Source organism: Propionivibrio soli (assembly GCF_025770765.1).
In the GTDB taxonomy this organism is placed as follows: Bacteria; Pseudomonadota; Gammaproteobacteria; order Burkholderiales; family Rhodocyclaceae; genus Propionivibrio; species Propionivibrio soli.
Genome location: NZ_JANZKY010000012.1, coordinates 103,756 through 121,344, shown reverse-complemented (window position 1 = coordinate 121,344; position 17,589 = coordinate 103,756). Strand labels below are relative to the sequence as shown.

General features: G+C 55.1%; 16 protein-coding genes. 2 read left to right on the top strand and 14 right to left on the bottom strand.

The window, feature by feature from the left end:
• Window positions 1-10: 10 nt before the first annotated feature.
• The 8 genes from wecB to NZ453_RS15010 all read right to left on the bottom strand — a co-directional run bounded on the left by wecB (window position 11) and on the right by NZ453_RS15010 (window position 9,912).
• Complete coding sequence (wecB, locus tag NZ453_RS15045) at window positions 11-1,105, bottom strand: non-hydrolyzing UDP-N-acetylglucosamine 2-epimerase (RefSeq protein WP_420851673.1); 1,095 nt, start codon at window positions 1,103-1,105, stop codon at window positions 11-13.
• 65 nt (window positions 1,106-1,170) lie between these two features.
• Window positions 1,171-2,286 carry an XrtA/PEP-CTERM system-associated ATPase gene (locus tag NZ453_RS15040; RefSeq protein ID WP_263771505.1) on the bottom strand — a complete coding sequence of 372 codons (1,116 nt, stop codon included), beginning with the start codon at window positions 2,284-2,286 and terminating at the stop codon, window positions 1,171-1,173.
• 9 nt (window positions 2,287-2,295) lie between these two features.
• On the bottom strand, window positions 2,296-3,858 hold the full coding sequence (locus tag NZ453_RS15035) for a TIGR03016 family PEP-CTERM system-associated outer membrane protein (protein WP_263771504.1): 1,563 nt from the start codon (window positions 3,856-3,858) through the stop codon (window positions 2,296-2,298).
• Window positions 3,830-4,765, bottom strand: a complete 936-nt coding sequence (locus NZ453_RS15030; RefSeq protein ID WP_263771503.1) for an XrtA-associated tyrosine autokinase — start codon at window positions 4,763-4,765, stop codon at window positions 3,830-3,832. Before NZ453_RS15030 ends, NZ453_RS15035 begins: the two co-directional genes overlap by 29 nt.
• A 10-nt stretch (window positions 4,766-4,775) precedes the next feature.
• On the bottom strand, window positions 4,776-6,341 hold the full coding sequence (locus tag NZ453_RS15025) for an XrtA system polysaccharide chain length determinant (RefSeq protein WP_263771502.1): 1,566 nt from the start codon (window positions 6,339-6,341) through the stop codon (window positions 4,776-4,778).
• 85 nt (window positions 6,342-6,426) lie between these two features.
• The gene (locus NZ453_RS15020; RefSeq protein WP_476747215.1) at window positions 6,427-7,008 is read right to left on the bottom strand and encodes an XrtA/PEP-CTERM system exopolysaccharide export protein; all 582 of its coding nucleotides are present in this window, start codon (window positions 7,006-7,008) and stop codon (window positions 6,427-6,429) included.
• A gap of 514 nt (window positions 7,009-7,522) precedes the next feature.
• Window positions 7,523-8,677: an ABC transporter permease gene (locus NZ453_RS15015; RefSeq protein ID WP_263771501.1), complete on the bottom strand. Its 1,155-nt coding sequence runs from the start codon at window positions 8,675-8,677 to the stop codon at window positions 7,523-7,525.
• Window positions 8,678-8,751: 74 nt separating this feature from the next.
• Entirely contained in the window at window positions 8,752-9,912 is a 1,161-nt protein-coding gene (locus tag NZ453_RS15010) for an ABC transporter permease (protein WP_263771500.1), read from the bottom strand.
• A 139-nt stretch (window positions 9,913-10,051) separates the two neighbouring features.
• On the opposite strand from NZ453_RS15010, the gene NZ453_RS15005 reads away from it, so the two are divergent.
• Entirely contained in the window at window positions 10,052-10,918 is an 867-nt protein-coding gene (locus tag NZ453_RS15005) for a ThiF family adenylyltransferase (RefSeq protein WP_263771499.1), read from the top strand.
• 42 nt (window positions 10,919-10,960) lie between these two features.
• Here NZ453_RS15005 and NZ453_RS15000 read toward each other — a convergent pair whose 3' ends face one another.
• From NZ453_RS15000 to NZ453_RS14980, 5 genes are all read right to left on the bottom strand, one after another.
• Window positions 10,961-11,554 (bottom strand): nitroreductase family protein, encoded by a 594-nt coding sequence (locus NZ453_RS15000; RefSeq protein WP_263771498.1) that lies wholly within the window; start codon window positions 11,552-11,554, stop codon window positions 10,961-10,963.
• A 508-nt stretch (window positions 11,555-12,062) separates the two neighbouring features.
• The gene (locus tag NZ453_RS14995) at window positions 12,063-12,938 is read right to left on the bottom strand and encodes a class I SAM-dependent methyltransferase (protein ID WP_263771497.1); all 876 of its coding nucleotides are present in this window, start codon (window positions 12,936-12,938) and stop codon (window positions 12,063-12,065) included.
• A gap of 71 nt (window positions 12,939-13,009) precedes the next feature.
• Complete coding sequence (gene pepA, locus NZ453_RS14990; RefSeq protein ID WP_263771496.1) at window positions 13,010-13,783, bottom strand: flocculation-associated PEP-CTERM protein PepA; 774 nt, start codon at window positions 13,781-13,783, stop codon at window positions 13,010-13,012.
• A 180-nt stretch (window positions 13,784-13,963) separates the two neighbouring features.
• Window positions 13,964-15,505, bottom strand: coding sequence for a DUF1302 family protein (locus NZ453_RS14985; protein WP_263771495.1), 1,542 nt, complete (start codon window positions 15,503-15,505; stop codon window positions 13,964-13,966).
• Window positions 15,471-16,232 carry an ABC transporter ATP-binding protein gene (locus tag NZ453_RS14980; RefSeq protein WP_263771494.1) on the bottom strand — a complete coding sequence of 254 codons (762 nt, stop codon included), beginning with the start codon at window positions 16,230-16,232 and terminating at the stop codon, window positions 15,471-15,473. The genes NZ453_RS14985 and NZ453_RS14980 overlap by 35 nt, the downstream gene beginning before the upstream one ends.
• Before the next feature lie 51 nt (window positions 16,233-16,283).
• Between NZ453_RS14980 and NZ453_RS14975 the strand changes: the two genes are divergently transcribed.
• Entirely contained in the window at window positions 16,284-17,078 is a 795-nt protein-coding gene (locus NZ453_RS14975) for an outer membrane lipoprotein-sorting protein (RefSeq protein WP_263771493.1), read from the top strand.
• Here the strand turns inward: NZ453_RS14975 and NZ453_RS14970 are convergent.
• The gene (locus tag NZ453_RS14970) at window positions 17,047-17,568 is read right to left on the bottom strand and encodes a low molecular weight protein-tyrosine-phosphatase (protein ID WP_263771492.1); all 522 of its coding nucleotides are present in this window, start codon (window positions 17,566-17,568) and stop codon (window positions 17,047-17,049) included. The genes NZ453_RS14975 and NZ453_RS14970 overlap by 32 nt on opposite strands.
• Window positions 17,569-17,589: the final 21 nt, after the last annotated feature.

Genomic DNA, 17,589 nt, shown 5'->3' with positions numbered 1-17,589 from the left:
TTATGCTGTTCTAGGTCGCGAGATGTCGTCCGATCAGCCATCGCGCCAAATCGTCGGCAATCCTTTCCGCCGCATGGCCATCCCATAACTCGGGGATTCGACCACGTTTTCCACCGCCGGCTAGCACCTCTTCCACACCGCCGAGAATCGCCATCCGGTCGCGTCCCACCATGGTGTTCGAGCCCTGTTCGACGGTAATTGGCCGCTCCGTGTTCTCACGGATTGTCAGGCACGGCACGCCAAGGGCGGTCGTCTCCTCCTGTAGCCCACCAGAGTCGGTCAGCACGACCTTGGCTTTCGCCATTAGACCGAGCATTTCAAGGTAGCCTTGAGGCGGCAAGCAGACGATACGATCGCCTGCCACCATGTCTGCAAGGCCGAACCGCTCGATATTGGCGCGGGTTCGCGGATGCATGGCAAACACGAGCGGTAGTTTCGTCGATACTTCTCGCAACACACCGAGCAAGAACCTTAACGTCTCAGCCTCATCGACGTTCGACGGGCGATGCAGCGTGACGACTCCGTAGCCTTGGGGCCCGTTGATAACCGAGATATCGGCCTTGGCCGAAAGTAACGTCTTTTCAGGGGAACGCGCCACTTCCCGGTTGAACAGAAGCGAGTCGATCATCACATTGCCGACAAAACGCACGCGCTCGCCAACGATACCTTCGCGCAACAGGTTGTCGAGTGCGCTTCGCTCGGTGGTATAGAGGAGATCGGCAATCTGGTCGGTGAGTACGCGGTTGATTTCCTCTGGCATACCCCGATCATAGCTACGCAAGCCGGCCTCAACATGCGCAACCGGAATGCCTTTCTTTACGGCGACCAACGTGCAAGCAAGCGTCGAATTCACATCACCGACGACGAGGACGCAGGACGGCTTGTGCTCGTCCAGCACGGGTTCGAAACGACGCATCACTTCAGCCGTCTGCACGGCGTGACTTCCCGAACCGACCTCGAGGTTGATGTCTGGCCGAGGCAAACGTAGATCGACGAACAATTGATCGTTCATCGCGTTGTCGTAATGCTGCCCGGTATGCACGAGCATCGTTGGGATCGAAGGGGCGTGATTCGCGAACGCGCGAAGAATGGGAGCCATCTTCATGAAATTCGGACGTGCGCCGACAACACAGATGACGGGACCGAGGCCGACGGGCCAGATCGTAGCGTTCAAGCTTTTTCTTCCTTTTCCGGTTGCCGCACTTTGATGGCGTTAACAAGTTGCTGTAGTAGCGCCAGCGTAGCCGCGCTGCTTCGTTCGATGCGGATCATGCTGCGTTCGAGCCGCACCATCCGCTGTTCAGTGATTCCGTGCTTCAAATCGTCGATCGCCCGACTTGCTTCGTCCGCAGTAGCGGCATCGAGTTCGAGCCTCGACAGATTGATATCGAGGAGAGAACTGTCCGTTAATCTCGAAGCCATATCCGGCTGACCCAAGGTATTCGCTATGCCCCGTGCAGGATAAGCCGGCCCCAAGGTCTCCTCGCCCAACTCCTTCGATATTTCCTCGACATCGGCAACGCCAAATTGTTTCTTTCCGCCAAGAAACCCTGACAGCAAGATCCGATCACAAAGTGAATTGATACGCCGCGGAACGCCACCGCTCGAGGCAAAAACAGCGGCGTATGCTGCCTCGTCAAATAACGGGTCACCGTTGTAACCAGCGCATTTCAACCGATGCTCGATGTAAGCCCGCGTTTCGTCCTGATCCATAGGACCGATATGACAAGCGGCAATAACGCGCTGACGCAATTGCTGCATGTGCGGGCTCTGCATGATGTTGCGGAACTCCGGCTGCCCGATCAGGAAACTCTGCAACAGCGCCTGCGTCTCGAACTGGAAATTCGACAGCATGCGCAATTCTTCGACGGCATGCGGAGTTAGGTTCTGTGCCTCATCGACGATCAGCAGGCAACGCTTTCCTTGCCGAGTCACGTCGACCAAGAAAGCTTCCAGCGCCAAGAGGACGTCCGACTTTCCGAGATCCCTGGTACGAACGCCGAACGCCGCCGCGACCATGCGCAACGTATCTTCGGCATCGAGTTGCGTGCTGACGAGTTGCGCCGCGACTACTTTGGCTGAATTAAGCTTGTTCAACAGGCCACGGACAATCGTCGTCTTACCTGCGCCAACCTCGCCGGTAACCACGATAAAACCTTCGTTCTGGTGCATGCCATATTCGAGGTACGCCGTAGCCCGCCGATGCTGCTTGCTGCCGAAATAGAAGGTAGGGTCGGGGTTGAGCTGAAACGGTTTGCTCGTCAGCCCATAAAAAGACTCGTACATGGCTGGGGGCTAAAACTGATGCGACAGAGTGCCTGTCAGCGAGTTTTCGGTGTAGTTACTCGTTCCGTCTACGACGATTCGGCGCGCTCCCAGCCCGGCAGTAGTACTGGGTCCGAGCTTGGTCGTGAAGTTGACGTTGAACAGACGTTGGGTCGTTTCAGGAGAGATGCTCCCGCCCGACCCCGTGCTTACCGTGCGAGCGAACGAGCCTGTCAACGACGAAAGAGCGGTGAGCTTGTGCGACCAGTTGACGCTCACCCCCTTCTGCTTGATCGTCTGCACGTCAGCCAGATTCTGGCCCAAGTAAAACCCCATCCCCTGTGCGCGTGACAAATTTTCGGACTCGCTCTGGTTCGCGGCAAAAGTCACCGTATTCCTCACGCCAACAAGCGCGAAAGAAAGCTCTTTGCGATGTTGAAGCGTTACGCCGGACGACAGAAAACCACCCTGCAATTGCGCCGTAGGCGAGATACCGCTACTGAGGAGCAAGGCATTCACGTACGCAGCACGCGCCGTGGGATCAGGGATAGCCGACTCAAACAGGCTGTAGAACAAGTCGTAGTAAGTTCCTAGGCCGCCTGATGATTGCGTATTGGGTAAAACGGTCGCGTCCTTACTTTCCCTGTACTTCCATGCCGTACCGGCCGTTCGGTGAGAAAAGCTAAAGTCGTTTGCATCGCCGAAGAAACGCTTTTCACGCTTGGCCGCAATCTGTGTTCTCTCGGTCGGAGCCCACTCAAATCCTGCACCCCGCGTTGTGCGGCTCTCTTTCTCCGAATTCAAGCTCAGGTAATCGTTCGATTCCCTACCACCAAAAACAGAAACTCGAAACTGCGGGTCGAACTGAAATATCAGGGTGCCCCGCACCATATCTGCCTCGTTGCTCCGCCCATTGCTAAAGTCATGCGATTGACGGTCGGCGTCAAAGGCCCAGCCGAGAGCTGACAAGCCCGTTACACCTCGTAAGTTGGCAGATAACTCCTCGGTATCGGAATCGAACGCCGAACCTTGTTTGCTACGTGTTGTTTTCGCTGTATAGCGAAGCACGTAATCCGCTGCTCCACCGAGCCGGCCGCGGAAATACGGGGAAAGGGTATACGTTGAGGTTTCAGTCGTATTGTCGGAGTTGGTGTTGACACCCGACGGCGTCGCCCCCCCAAATGCCGAGATGGTCTGCTGGGAGATCCGCCCCGTTGCATCGATAAAGAACCAATCGTCCAAAGCTTCCAGCGTTCCAGATGCGTCAAGCGAGTTCTGCGTTTGATTACGCGACGAGTCATTCGCGTAGAACAGATTGTGCATCTGGTAATTGAAGCGCATTTTCACACGGTCGCCCGTCCCTTCGATGCGAAGGCCTGGCGCGATGTCGGAGATAAGATCGCTTTCCTGGTTAGTGTTCTTCAGCCCGACGTTGTCCGTCGCTGTCTCATTAACACTGATGGACGGTGTGATCTTCCAGTCGCCCGCCACGGCAGGCACTGCGAAGGCGGTGCACACGCAATAGGCGATCCGCGTCGCGGCGGCCCGCCAGCGAGGACGATGCTCAGTTGCCATACCCGTAACCGTATCCATATCCGTAACCATAGCCATCCAGCTTTGTTGGTTTTGCCTGATTGAGCAACATCAGTTTAACGGGACAGGCTTCAACTGCGGCCAAGGCGTGCTTAACATCAGCCACGTGGGTGTTTTCAGCTTTAACAACAACGACGACTTGCCCCATATGGGACGCCAACGCTCGCGCCTCCGTCGTCACCAATAACGGCGGCGAATCGAAAATAATGATACGGTCTGAATAGCGGCTGGCCATCTCCTCAAGAAGGTGAACCATGGCATCGCTCGCCAACAGTTCAGTGGCCCTGGGATGCGGGGTTCCGCTCGGCAGTACGGTGAGTTTCTCGATATTCGTACGCAGCAGGACTTGCGCCAAATCGACGGTATCGTCCACAAGAACGTCGAGTAATCCTCGGGTTGGCGGCACGCCGAGAACTTTGAGCAACGTCGGTCGTGCCACATCCGCGTCCACCAGCATAACCGTGTTGTCGAGCTCCATGGCGATGCTAACCGCAAGGTTAGCTGCCGTGAACGTCTTGCCCTCACCAGGCAAAGCGCTGGTGATCATGATCAGGTTACCGTCCTTGACCTTCGCCGCTCCCTTGCCCATGGCATTGTCGATCAACGGGCGCTTCACGACGCGGTACTCGTCAGAAAGACGGGACCGCGGCGCATCTGGGCGAATGATGCCTGCTCTCGAAAGCGAATCCATATCCAAGTCAACCCGCCGTGACACGGGCACGTCATTCGCAGGACTCGACGTCTCGCGAGGCAAATCCACTGTGTTTTCCCGTGCTTCGACCCGTCCGGTAGAAGGCGCCCGTCGTTCCGTCTTCTCAGGCACTTTCTCTTCCGGGCTCGACGGGATATCTACGCCAGCCTGACGCAATTGCTCCAGCCGTTGCGCCGCTTGTTCAATCAGGCTCATTCGTTCTTCCTCAAGCAGTCCGGATCGAAATAAGGAACAACACCGCGATACCGGCACCATAGGCGCAGACTAACGATGCGGAGGCGGCAATAAAACGCCTGAAGTCCCTCTTTTCCTTTGTTCTCGCTGCGTCGTCGGCTCGCCGAGATACGGAGCCCAGTAACGGCAACCCCGTCAATTCCCGTAGCGCCCTGGCGTCGAAGAACACGGGCCTTATCTGGCTTGCAGCAAAAGCGACAAAGAACCCGGCTGCCAAAGCCAAAACCAGTGTAAGCGGCACAAGCAGTAGACGATTTGGAGAAACTGGGCGCGGAGAAACACGCGGAGGGTCGATCAACCGGAAGTCCACACCGCCGGCGCTCGCCTCCATCTCTCCCGACAAGGTCGCCGATTCGCGCCGGGAAACCAGACTTTCGTAATTCCTTTTGTTGATGTCATAGTCGCGATTCAGTTGGCTGTACTCCGCTTCAAGTTGCGGAACAAGCTTCATCGCGTCTTTCAACTGGTTGTAACGTGCTTGATACTCCGCCACTCTCACGCGCAACGAGGCGACCGTTGCCTCATTTTCCGCCAACGCCAACTTGAGCTGCTGGTAAACCGGATTGTTGTTCAGCAACGACGCAGGACTAGCCGGGTCGATTTTCTTTCTCGATGCAATTTCCTGGCGCTTCTGCTCTTCCAGTTCGTGGATCATGCGGCGGGTGCCGACAACGTCAGGGTGTTGCTCGGTATACCGTTGCAACAAACCATCGAGATTGCGCTTCATCGCGTCGATACGCCCGTCGATTTCCGGCAGAGACACGGCAGCGTTCGCATTAGCGTTCGGATTATCAGGCAGCAACACCGGTTCTTCGCCAACTATCTGGCGTTTGAGTGAATCCCTGGCATTCTCTGCCTCACGCAATTCAAGCTTCGAGCGTTCAAGCGCCGCACTGACTTCTCCAATCCGGCCAAAGTAGTCTTTGCCGTCCGACGTCTGCATGGAGATATTTCTCAGCTTGAATTCCTTCAGCCGGTTCTCGGCTTCTTCAAGTTTCTTCTGATAAACGATGATCTGATCGTCGATAAATTTCTTGGCGGAATCCGTGTCCTTCCGCTTATCGCCCAGGCTTGATTCAACAAAAATCGAGGCAAGCGATTGGACAACCCGTTTGGCACGTTCGGGATCTTGGTCGTTATACGAGAGCGTATAGAGGTTATCCCTCGATGTGCTCTTGATCGTGAGCGTCTTCATCAAGGAATCAATGAGTGCATCCTGTCCCTGCTTCGATTTGATATTGAGATCCAGATCCGCCATCCGAATGAGCTTCTCAATGTTCGGGCGACTGATCAGGGTGCGGCTCAAAATCATGATCTGCTGATCGAGGTTCGGCTCAATCGCAAGCCCGGACATCAAGGGCTTGAGAATGGATTGCGTGTCGACGTAGATACGCGTCGACGCTTCGTATTTGTCTGGAATGCGCAGAACCGTGACCACACCTATCGCGGCAACGAGCCACGCCACTACGATGCCGAGCCAGCGGTGCTTCCACATGCCCCGCAGAATGGTCGTCGCCTGTCGGATGATCTCGTCCATCGATCTCTATGTTCAGTAGTGTTAGGAACGCCTGGAGCCGGGTAGCCAGCCCCAGGTTAACAGAGGAAACTATAGCGGCCGAAAATCAGAACCAGCTGCGCGGGATGATGAGAACATCACCAGGTTTCATTTCGACGTTTGCCGACACGTCCCCCCGCTTGATCAGGTCCTTCACGCGCAGGCTGTACTGCTTGTTGCCCTCGGAAGTACGCAGAAGAGTCGTACCGTTACCGTCCGCGAAATCAGTGATGCCGCCGACCGCGATCATTACGTCGAGCAGCGTCATTTTCTGCTTATACGGAAGGGTTTGCGGCTTTGCCGCCTCACCGACGACTCTGATCTGCTCGGCATAGGGTCCGACAAATGCCGTGACAATAACGGTAACCACCGGGTCGCGAATGAACTTGCCGATAGCCGCTTCAATATCGCGTGCCAAGGTTGTGGCATCCTTCCCCATTGCTGGTAAGTCCTCAACCAACGGTGCGGTGATCTTTCCATCGGGGCGCACCGGCACGGACATGGACAACTCGGGGTTCCGCCATACGACGATATTCACGGTGTCGCCTGGACCGATGATGTAGTTGTAGTCCGAAGATGCCGCAGCGGAAGGTGCGGGAGGATGACCCGTTGCGCAACCGAAGACGGCAATCCCCAGCGCACCAATCAGAAACCAGCGAAGCGCCGCAACGACACCGTTATGCAGGCCGACAAACATATCATTCTCCTCTAATCGATAGCGGTCATAAGAACGCGAACAATGAAGCGTATGAAAACAAAAGCCGCGAGCACCTACCTCAAGCTGTTCATCATAACCGGGAAGAATAACACGTCCCGAGTTAAGCATCGCCACGCCCCGTCGTCCTTTTCACCAAGTAGCAAAAGAGGTTCCACAATCGCTCCGTGTATGTGGCCCCTAAGCTTTCGAATCGCACAACGGAAGCTCGGGCATGGCACACCGATTCCGTAACAGTACACCCGCCCGACCACCAAACGAAACAACTAATGCACACTTAGCCGGATATCCACATGAAGATGTGGCGCAGTCGCTTCTCGAAAGCCGCTATCCGACAAGCTTATTGTCAAAAAGTTACGAAAAAAACACGCTGCCGTACGGATTCTTGGACACCATCGCAAACGAGGAAGGGATACCTCACCCCGGTTCTGTACAGGCATACGTAAATTTAAACGCCATGACGAAGAGCATCTACGACCTTCATGCGCGACACGCGCCATGCCGGCATCAGGGCCGCAAGTAGCGCAGCAGCAAAACCAACAGTCCCAGCCACAAGAACATCAAGCGGGACGAGGCGAATAAACGCCGTATAGTTGAGGTTTGAGTTGGGGGGCGGCGGCATCGGGATGCCGATTGCAGAAATCGCCAAGGCGGCGGCGCAACCAACCGCTATTCCAAACCCCGCTCCGATAAGGCCTATCAGCGCGTTTTCAGTAACGACAAGTTGAAACACCGTCCCGGGACGATCGCCAATCGCGAGCATGGTACCGAACTCACGAGTGCGCTCGAAGAGTGTCATGTTTACGCTGTTCGCTACGCTGAGAAGAACCATCAACAGGATGATGAGGCGCAACACGCCAAACTGGCGATCGTAGAGTTTGAGCGTCTTCTCATAGAAATCCGAGAGGCTCCGCCAAGAAACCAGCTCATATTCGTTCCCGCTCAATCGAGCTCGCAGCCTGTCGAGAACCAGATCGGTATCCTCCGTCTTGTCGAGAACGACAACCAAAACATGCGCGGAAGCGTTGTCCATCAGCGTCCGTGCTGCGGCAAGCGGTATCCGCACAGCACGCGCATCGAAGTCCTTGGAGAAACTCTGGAATACTCCAACAACTTCAAAGTCCAGCGTATTGACCGCCCCTTCCGGCAGGCTGATGACAAGGTTTGCACGGTCCCCAGCTTTTAGGCCAAGCGACTTTGCAACACCTTGCCCGAGCACAATCCCGTCTGCATCGCTGTTCTTCAACGCTCGCCCTTCGACGTAGCGAAGATAGGTCCCGAGTTCGGCTTCGGCGTCCGGCTCAACTCCTTCCCCAATGATCCCAAGATCCCGCTTTCCGTTATTAATTACTCCTGTGAAGCTCAAGCGCTCGAGCACTTGGTGCACGCCGTGTTCCGTTAATAGCGACCGTTTCAGTTGATCCGGCTGATCAATCAAAAAAGCCTCTGGGGATCGAACCCGCCCTTCTCGATAACCGAGGCGCGAAATCTGAATATGGCCACTCTGAGAATGGATGACCGCCTCTCCAAGTTGAAAAAAAATGTCTTGAACAAAGCCACCGGCGAGGATGAGCCCGGCCACGCCAAGACCGATCGCGGCCAAGGTCGCAGCAGACCGGACACGTTGTCGGAACACGTTGCGAAGAGCGAAGGCGGCTCGTTGCACGGAAACGATACTCATTGGTTGTACCGTAATGCATCGACGATATTCATGCGGCTCGCCTTCCACGCCGGCAGCAAGCTGGCGGCGAACGTAGTAATCAGCGCCAGAACAAATCCATCAACAGCGAGGCCAGGGACGACCAGGATCTCCCCCATAAAGCCGCGTGCCATCCCAGGTGGCGGGGGCATGGGTATTCCCACGGCGGATATGGCAGACGCGAACGCATAGCCGAGCAGCACTCCGAGGAGGCCACCGACGATACCGATGAGCGTTCCTTCGGCCACGAACATGCGCAGAATCGTCGCTCGCCTCTGCCCTATCGCGAGACTGGTTCCAATTTCGGTCGTGCGTTCAAGAACGCTCATCATCAGGGTATTCGAAATGGTGAGCACAATGATGACGCCAATAATGAACTTGACGACGCTGACCTGCTTGGAAAACAGGACAACTGTCTTGTTGTAGAAATCGGCCAGCGCGTGCCAAGGCACGATCTCGAACTCCTTGGCTGGCAGCTGGTCAGAAATCGTCGCAATGGCAGTATCGGTTTTCTTGGTATCGTCCAACAGAACGACCCACGATGTAGCGCCTTGGACTTTCATGAGCCGTCTCGCAACACCGATCGGCAGCCGGAGCGCACTATCGTCATATTCCTTGGCGCTCGTTGCAAACGTCCCGGCGACGACCACCTCCACGGCGCTCGGGCTTCCGTTAGCCGCTGTCGCAAGCAGAACGACCATATCCCCAACCTTCACTCCCATAGCGGCCGCCAGTCCTTCGCCGAGGAGGACGGCCCGCTCGTTCGCATCCTTCAGATCATGACCGCTAACTACCGTTACGCTACTGCTGATGGGTTTCTCTCTGACTGGATCAATCCCATCGCCGATGAATGCGATCGTCGTCTCTCCGCGGCTTACGAGGCCACTGAAGGTAAGCCGCGGTGCGAGGCCCTTGAAACTCTCCAAGCGCTCCACCTTTTGTTGCTCAACCGACTGGTCGGGAAGCAGGTAAGCGTAAGGGTCGGCGATCCCCTTCTCGAAGAACCCTGGGCGTACAATTTGGAAATGGCCGAGTTGCGAGTGGATTGTCGCTTCCCGCATTTGCTCGAAGACCCACGCGATGAACCCTCCCGCGAGCAGAAAGGCCACGATGCCGAACGCTACAGTTAGCGTGGCCACCAGCGTTCTTCGGGTGTTACGCCGGAGGTTACGTGCCGCCAGGCGGAACTCTGCAGCTACACTGTTCATCGGTTGCGCGCTCTGTTGAGGCGGAGGCCAGGGTTGTTATCATACGATAAACCAATATCGAGCGAATTCCATGCAAACCTTCGATTACGACAAGGCTTTTTCGCGCAATATCGGTTGGGTGACCGAAACCGAACAGGAAAAACTGCGACGGGCCAAGGTTGCCGTCGGTGGATTAGGCGGCGTCGGAGGGGTTCACTTGTTGACCCTCGCCCGGCTTGGAATCGGGCGATTCTCGATCGCCGACTTCGACGTTTTTGACATCGCCAATTTCAACCGGCAAGTCGGGGCAACAGTCCCCACGTTGGGCCGCCCCAAACTCGACGTCCTTGCCGAAATGGCCAGGGATATCAATCCCGAGATGGAGCTGCTCACTTTTCCGGGAGGCATAAAAGCCGATTCGATTGACGCATTTCTCGAAGGCGTGGATGTGTATGTCGACGGGCTTGATTTTTTTGCGTTCGACGCGCGACGCCTTACGTTCGCCGCATGCGAGAAAAAGGGAATCCCGGTTGTAACAGCGGCACCGCTCGGAATGGGAACGGCGTTGCTCGTTTTCGCGCCAGGCGGCATGCCGTTCGAAGAGTATTTCGGATTTGAAGGATGCGACGAACAGGAGATGGCCGTCCGTTTTCTTGTTGGTCTCTCGCCCGCAATGCTGCAGCGTGGATATGTAGCGGACATGTCACGGGTCAACTTGGCGGAGCGTCGTGGTCCGTCGAGCATAGCGGCTTGTCAGCTTTGTGCCGGGGTGGCCGCTATCGAAACGCTTAAGCTCATCCTCGGTCGAGGAGGCGTCCTCGTCGCACCGCGGGCGAGCCAATTTGACGGGTATCGGATGCGATACACGACCACCTGGCGGCCCTGGGGTCACCGCAACCCGCTACAACGTCTCATGATCACGCTCGTCAAAAGGCAACTCGCGCCTAAGAGCAGCTAAAGAAACGTACCGAGCCACCATCTGGGGTGCCAAGGAAGTCAGCTAGCTCAGGTCTTGATAAACCAAATCCAACGGTAACCGTCGAGAGCGAACCGGCGCCTTACTCGGGTACCCCACCCGCAGAATCATGTGCAATTGCTCGTCCGAGCCAAGTTCCAGCAATTGACGGACCGTTTGATCGATCCGGCGAACGGCATTGTCCATGGACGGATGAACCTTGTTCGCTTTTAGGCGGGACAACTGGTCCGTGACGACATAGTACGGGTGTACAGCCAGGCCTTCTGTATTAAGGCTGCTCCATGTCGCACAGAGTAAGCGCCCTGCTTCAACGACGCCATCCCAGTCGGTCTTGCCAACGATGCAGGCAAGTACCGGAGAGCTCTTCAGCAATCTTGTCTCAGCTAATGCCAAGCCTTTGTACACGCCGAGTTGATTGAGCCAAGCCATGCGATGCCACGGGCGAGTTAAGCGCAGGAAGGCCTTTCCTCCTGGAGGCAAATCCACGGTCTCAATATCGAGGCCATCGCCTTGCTCAGCTTCTGCAGAGGTAAAACGAAGGCTGTCCATCAGCCATTCATGCAACTCACGCGTACGGAAGCGCACTTCGGCCGCCTCTCGCACGGTGCTAACCAGCATTTTCTTTCTCTCTGCGTCACGCAGAAAAACGATACGTGCTTGCCCACGACGAAACTCGCCGACTCTCGAAACGATCGCTTCCGGAACAGGCGAGGCTCGGTATGGAAAACGGTTCGTGTGCCTTTGAAAAAGCGGCAAGTGCAGTGGTAAGGGTTGCGAGGGCGGCGACTCAATCACCAAATTCCCGTAGGCGACGGAACCCGACCCGACCTGGGAGTACTCCCACCGTCCCCCAGAACCCATAGCTTTGACCGCCGAGTCCAAGTTCTCAAAGCACGCGCCCACCGTCAGTAGCGTGGGGTGAGATTCCGCCCCGAACAGTTTGGCTGCACAGCGAACATTGTCAAACAGAACGGTGAATCGCACTCCGTCCCACTCGAACCGAAGGGGCTGGGAATTATCTGCAGAAGGAGCCGCGCGAGCGGTTGTAGCAAGGAAACGCGCAGTCTCGGATGGCATTTGACGCGGTCTTTCTAGGACGGCAGGTCGAGATAAGGCAGGATGAACGTCACCCAAACGGATCGGGATCGACCCCGCCAAGTTTGCAGAAAAATCGCAATTCATCAAGATCGGACCGATACTTCTGCGGCAACGTCCTTCTCAACTCTCTCAATCGCTCAACGAGCGCCGGCGGCAGTGCCCTCGATGGCGTTTTGAGCATCACCAGGAAAGGCACTCTGAACGTGCTCTGCACCTTAACAGATGAGGGCAAAAACTTCCCCGCACAATCCTCGAAATCGTCGAGCAGAAAAGCAGCACGCAAGGAACGCTCGTAATCAAGCGAAAAAAGATGTGGCTGGTGCTCGGCGTTCATATAGGCAAAAAACAACACCGACTTGAGAGATTTGAGCCGCCCAAAATCCGTTAGGTAAACCGCCCCCCCCGGTTTCAGAACTCGGGCTATCTGTTGGAAACACTTATCGAGTAAATCTCTGGTGGGAAGGTGATGCACCGCCATTGTGGAAATCACTGCGTCAACACTCTGATCGCTAATCCCTTCGAGCTGGGTAATGTCTTCAACCTGAAAACCGACATTAGGCAGGGATAGCGCAGCAGCATGCTTTCTCGCGCTATCGAGCATCGTTGCCGACAAATCGACGCCAAGAAATGAAATGTCAGGATTAAGTTGAGCAACCTGCCCGAGCTGAGTTGCAGGGCCGCAGCCCAAGTCAAGAACCTTTGCGCATCCGTGTATCGTCTGACTGATCTGAGCAGAGTGATAGAGGTAAGCCGCGGACATAACCCCGTCGATACGGCCAGCGTAAGAATACGCGGCCACCTGCTCAGGATCGTCCATCACGAGATCAGGTTCTGGCTCGCGCGGAAACTTCCGCTCGCCAAACATCTCCCGAACCATGACAGGAAGCAAAGATAGTCTTGGCATGCGCTTACTATAAAACAAAAACCTCCACCCCGTTCGGGATGGAGGTCCTTAAGTGAAGGTCTTTAACAGGCTTACTTGCGACGACGCTTCGCTGCCAAGCCAACCAGGCCAAGGCCCAGCAAAGCCAGTGAGCCAGGCTCAGGAACCTTTTGGAAGTCGATAACGCCCGTCGCGTTGCCGATCGTCAAGGTCTGTCCGTTAAACGTCCAGCTATTACCGGTGCTGTTGAAGCCTTCAAATGCCAGCGTATAGAAGGGAACTGGTGAAATAAAGAACTTCGCTCCGTCAGCCGTCAACGAGAACTGCGTAAGCGCGTTGAGGAAAGCACCAAACGTGGTACTCAGGCCTGCCGTGCCCGTTCCAGGAACCAAGGAGCCGAGAGCCAGCAGGACATCGTCACCAGTATTACCGACGCTCGCGGTGGCTTGGCTAAACGTGTTGTTCTTGTTTGCGTCGTAATAGAGGCTGACGTTCAACGAATTTAGAACGTATGTGCTGCCGCTCGCACCCAACGCGCCACTGACCAGTGTATTAGTCAGATTAAACTTGGCGTACAGCCCGGTCGACGAGTAGCCGGTGTTCGGCACGGTCGAACTGAGGTATTTCAGTGCGTCGATCTGAACATAACCGCCACCGGCGAAAGTCGTCGGACTCGTGACATTCAGGATTTCTGCGCTACCACCGGACAGTCCGTTTGCAACTACAGTTGAGCCGCCAGCCACACCATCAAAATCGTAAGTGAATACCGGCGCAATAGCAGCGGAAGCTTGGGAGGCAGCTCCGAACGCCAGCGCAGCGCCGACAGCAGCGGTCAAGACTTTCTTGCGTAGGTCAAATTGCTTCATGTAAATCTCCTCGAGAGGGTTCTTGGCTCGCTCAGACAACTGTTTGAGCTGGCGCGATCTACATAAGCACACCCCATGCCACCTTTAATATAAATTAAAAATCAATAGGTTACGAAAAACCCCCAAAAGTCAAAAAAAAGAAAGTAAAGTTTTCCGACAGTGCTGTGGCAAACGCCTGGGTTAGAAGCTGTACCGCACTTCAGAATAAACGCGGTCCTTAGCATCGTAACGTCCAAAGAAGCCCAGGGCGGGCCCCTTAAACACGTCCGCGCCGACCGAGAGGCGCCAGTTTCGTTCGAAATTCCATACCAGCTTAGGACGGAACAGCCAATCCGTGCGGTTGATGCTCGCTATCCATAGAGCCTCTGCTTCCAACGTATTCGTGAATTTATGGTTGAGAAGAAGGCTGTAACCGGTTTCTCGCGGCTCGTAAAGTAAATCGGCGTCGTGAGAAAAGAAATCGCGTTGATAGAGTTGGACATTAAGCCGTGTATCGGCTGGAAGTGAAAAATCCAAACCGACGGCCCAGTCAAGCGTGTTCTGAGGAACAAGGCCGTTATCATCTGCCAATCTTAGAACGGTAAACTGCCGTCCATGGGTATAAACCGCTTCCGCCTTGAGGACAATATCGCCGAAGTCCTTCGCGAGTGTTCCTCCGTACTGCTGAATGCGATCATGACGTGCCTGGTAAATGAACGTTCCCGGAACGGAAACTGAATCGCGATAGAAGGTCTGCGCAACGTCCATGCTGCTGTAAGCAAAACCAGACACGTCCCACCCGTTCTTCAGAGTAGAGAGGCGTATCCCGTAGTTGCCATGAGACAGGGAACGCGACGGCCGGTCCTCGTTGCGATAGCTAACTGCCACGCCGGCAGGCTGAGGCTGGTATGGAAAAAACTCGGCCCCCGGTTTGCCAACGTTGTCATAACTGGCTACGGGGATCCATAGCAACTCTGCGTGGTAATCATCCTTGAAATACTCGGCTCGCGCAGCCCACTGAGGAATTCGCATCGTATCGAATTCAGGCAGGATGAATTCCCTCATTTCACGTGCCGATACGACATCGGCGAAGAAGAGACCAACCATCTCGCCCCATACCACGTGTTGCTTTCCTAATCGGTAATCCCAGTCCCCTGAACTGACGTCTAGATAGTTCTCACGCAAAGAAAAGTCATAGCGTTGATCATGTCTCACCCGGCCGGGATAGAAGTCATAGAGGTCATAAACAGCGTCGTAACCAATGCGTATGCCTGATTTCCATTTGACGCCGTTACCCAGATCCCCCTGAGAACTTAGATCAGCGCGTGTAAGCATTTTCGACCAATGCACGGGCGAGGCGACCGTTCTTGCCGCTTCAAATCTGATCGATCCCTTTATCCCACCCCCTTGTGCCGCTGACGCCTGCCCTTGTTTCGGCGATTTCTGAACCTCCTCATCGTCGCCAAATAGCGACCCTAGGCTCCCCGGACCAGCGTCCTCCTCGGCTTTGGCAGCTAACAATAGGCTGGTCTTCAGCAGAGTTGATCGCGCTTCCCCAGGTAGCAACGAAGCCGGTTCCGAACCCTCCTCCTCCGCTCCATTCTGCGCTGCAAAGACTGGAAAACAGCTGGCGATGAGAATGAAGAAAACCAACCAACAGTTGCCCGCGTTGCCTCTCCCTGCATGTGACGCCATAAGCTCTTTTCCCTTAATTGTTGGCTTGTTGGTTTTGAGCGACAACATCGGTCGATCGACGATTCCGCGCAAGCGACCAGCGGCTTTCCGAGCGCACTCCCAGGGCCGAGATTTCTCCATCGTCCACCCTCACCAACCGGTCGGCTTTCGCAATAACCCGCTTGTCATGTGTCGAAAAAATAAACGTTGTATTGAAAGACCGGTTGATTTTCTTCATTAGGTTCAGGATTTCCTCGCCTGTCTTATGGTCAAGATTCGCAGTCGGTTCGTCGGCGAGAACAATGGATGGAAGCACTGCTAGAGCCCGCGCAATTGCTACACGCTGACGCTGCCCTCCGCTTAACTGATTAGGTCGATGATCGGCAAACTTGGCGAGGCCAACAATGTCCAAGAAATACTCCACGCGCCTTTGCCGTTCCTCTTTGGTAACGTCAGCTCGTTGAAGCAGAGGATATTCGACGTTCTCGGCAGCCGAAAGTACAGGGAGTAAATTGAAGGTCTGGAAGATGAAGCCGATGGTTCGGTTACGCAAATCGGCTAACTCGTCAGCCGTTCGCCCCGAGACGTCCTGGTCATTGATGAAGATTCTTCCGCTGGTAGGAGTATCGATGCACCCGATGAGATTGAGCAACGTCGTCTTGCCACTTCCCGATGGACCGGCGATCGCGAGAAACACGCCGGGATCGAACGACAAAGTGATGTCCTTGAGCGCTTGGACTTTCTGGTCACCTAGCAGATAATCCTTATACACATGTTCAATGCGAACAACGCTCATTGGATGTCCTCTGCCACCCCGACCCGCGGCTAGCACAAATGGGTGAAAACTATGGAAATCATGACTATCCGGTGGAAAAGTGTCAAGGTTGTAACGTTTGCACTCTTCGTGATTACAACCTTGCTGTTCAATTCCTACGCACAAGAGAATTCTCCAGCCGTTCAAGCTGAAGACCCGGTAGCCAAGAGCATCGTCGAAAAAGCTGACCTCGTGAGGTTTCCGTCCGAGGGATTTCAAGTCGATGTAAACATCACCAACATGCAGGCGGGACAGCCTGGCGAGGTACGGAAATATCGTGTTCTTTCGAAAGGCAACAGCAATACCGTCGTAATGGTGACGGAACCTGCCTCCGAGCGAGGTCAGATCATTCTGATGAAAGGACGGGATCTCTGGGTCTTCATGCCCGATGTATCGCAACCTATCCGTATAGCATTATCTCAACGACTGACCGGACAAGTAGCGAACGGCGACCTCGCTCGCGCCAACTTCGCCGCTGACTATAACCCGCGCATCGTCCGCACAGAGACCATTGATGGGGAAACGTATCAAGTCCTGGAACTCATCGCCGTCGACCGTGGCGTCACGTACCAGCGAGTCGTGTACTGGGTACGACACAAAGACAACTGGCCATTCAAGGCCGAGTTTTATTCCCTGTCAAACCGCCTACTGAAGACTTGCAAGTATGAGAACTTCCAGATGATGGAGGGACGCGCTCGCCCGACGCGGCTGGTTATGGAAGACGCACTGAAGAGCGGCGAACAATCAATCCTCGAGTACAGAAGCATGAAGCTTCGTGATCTGCCGGACAAGGTGTTTACGAAGGATTATCTGAAAAAGCTCGAGTAGGCGGGTCAGACTGCGTGCTCGGACACGAGGTGATTGTTTCGGAAATGACGCGACGTGCCGCCACCTCACACATATCGAATACTCTTTCGAAACCTTCGGAGTTCCCGTAATAGGGATCGGGGACTTCAGTGACTCCGAAACCGTCATCATGAGCCAAAAACAGCCCGATCTTACCGACGTGCTCGGGTAAGCAACGACGCTTGAGAAATTCAAGATTCTGCAAGTCCATTGCAAGGATCCGATCAAAACGCTCGAAATCGCTGCCCGTTATGCGCCGCGCACGAATGCCTTTTAAGTCGTAACCTCTAGCCGAGGCGATTTGCCTGACTCGCGGGTCAGGAGTTTCGCCTTCGTGGTAAGCGTGCGTTCCCGCGGAAGCCACCTCGATAGACGACGCAAACCCAGTGCGCATGACTAACGCTCGGGCCACGCCCTCGGCTGCGGGCGAACGGCAAATATTCCCCATGCAGACAAAAAGGATGCGTTTCATCTTGAAGCGGTTACTCGAACA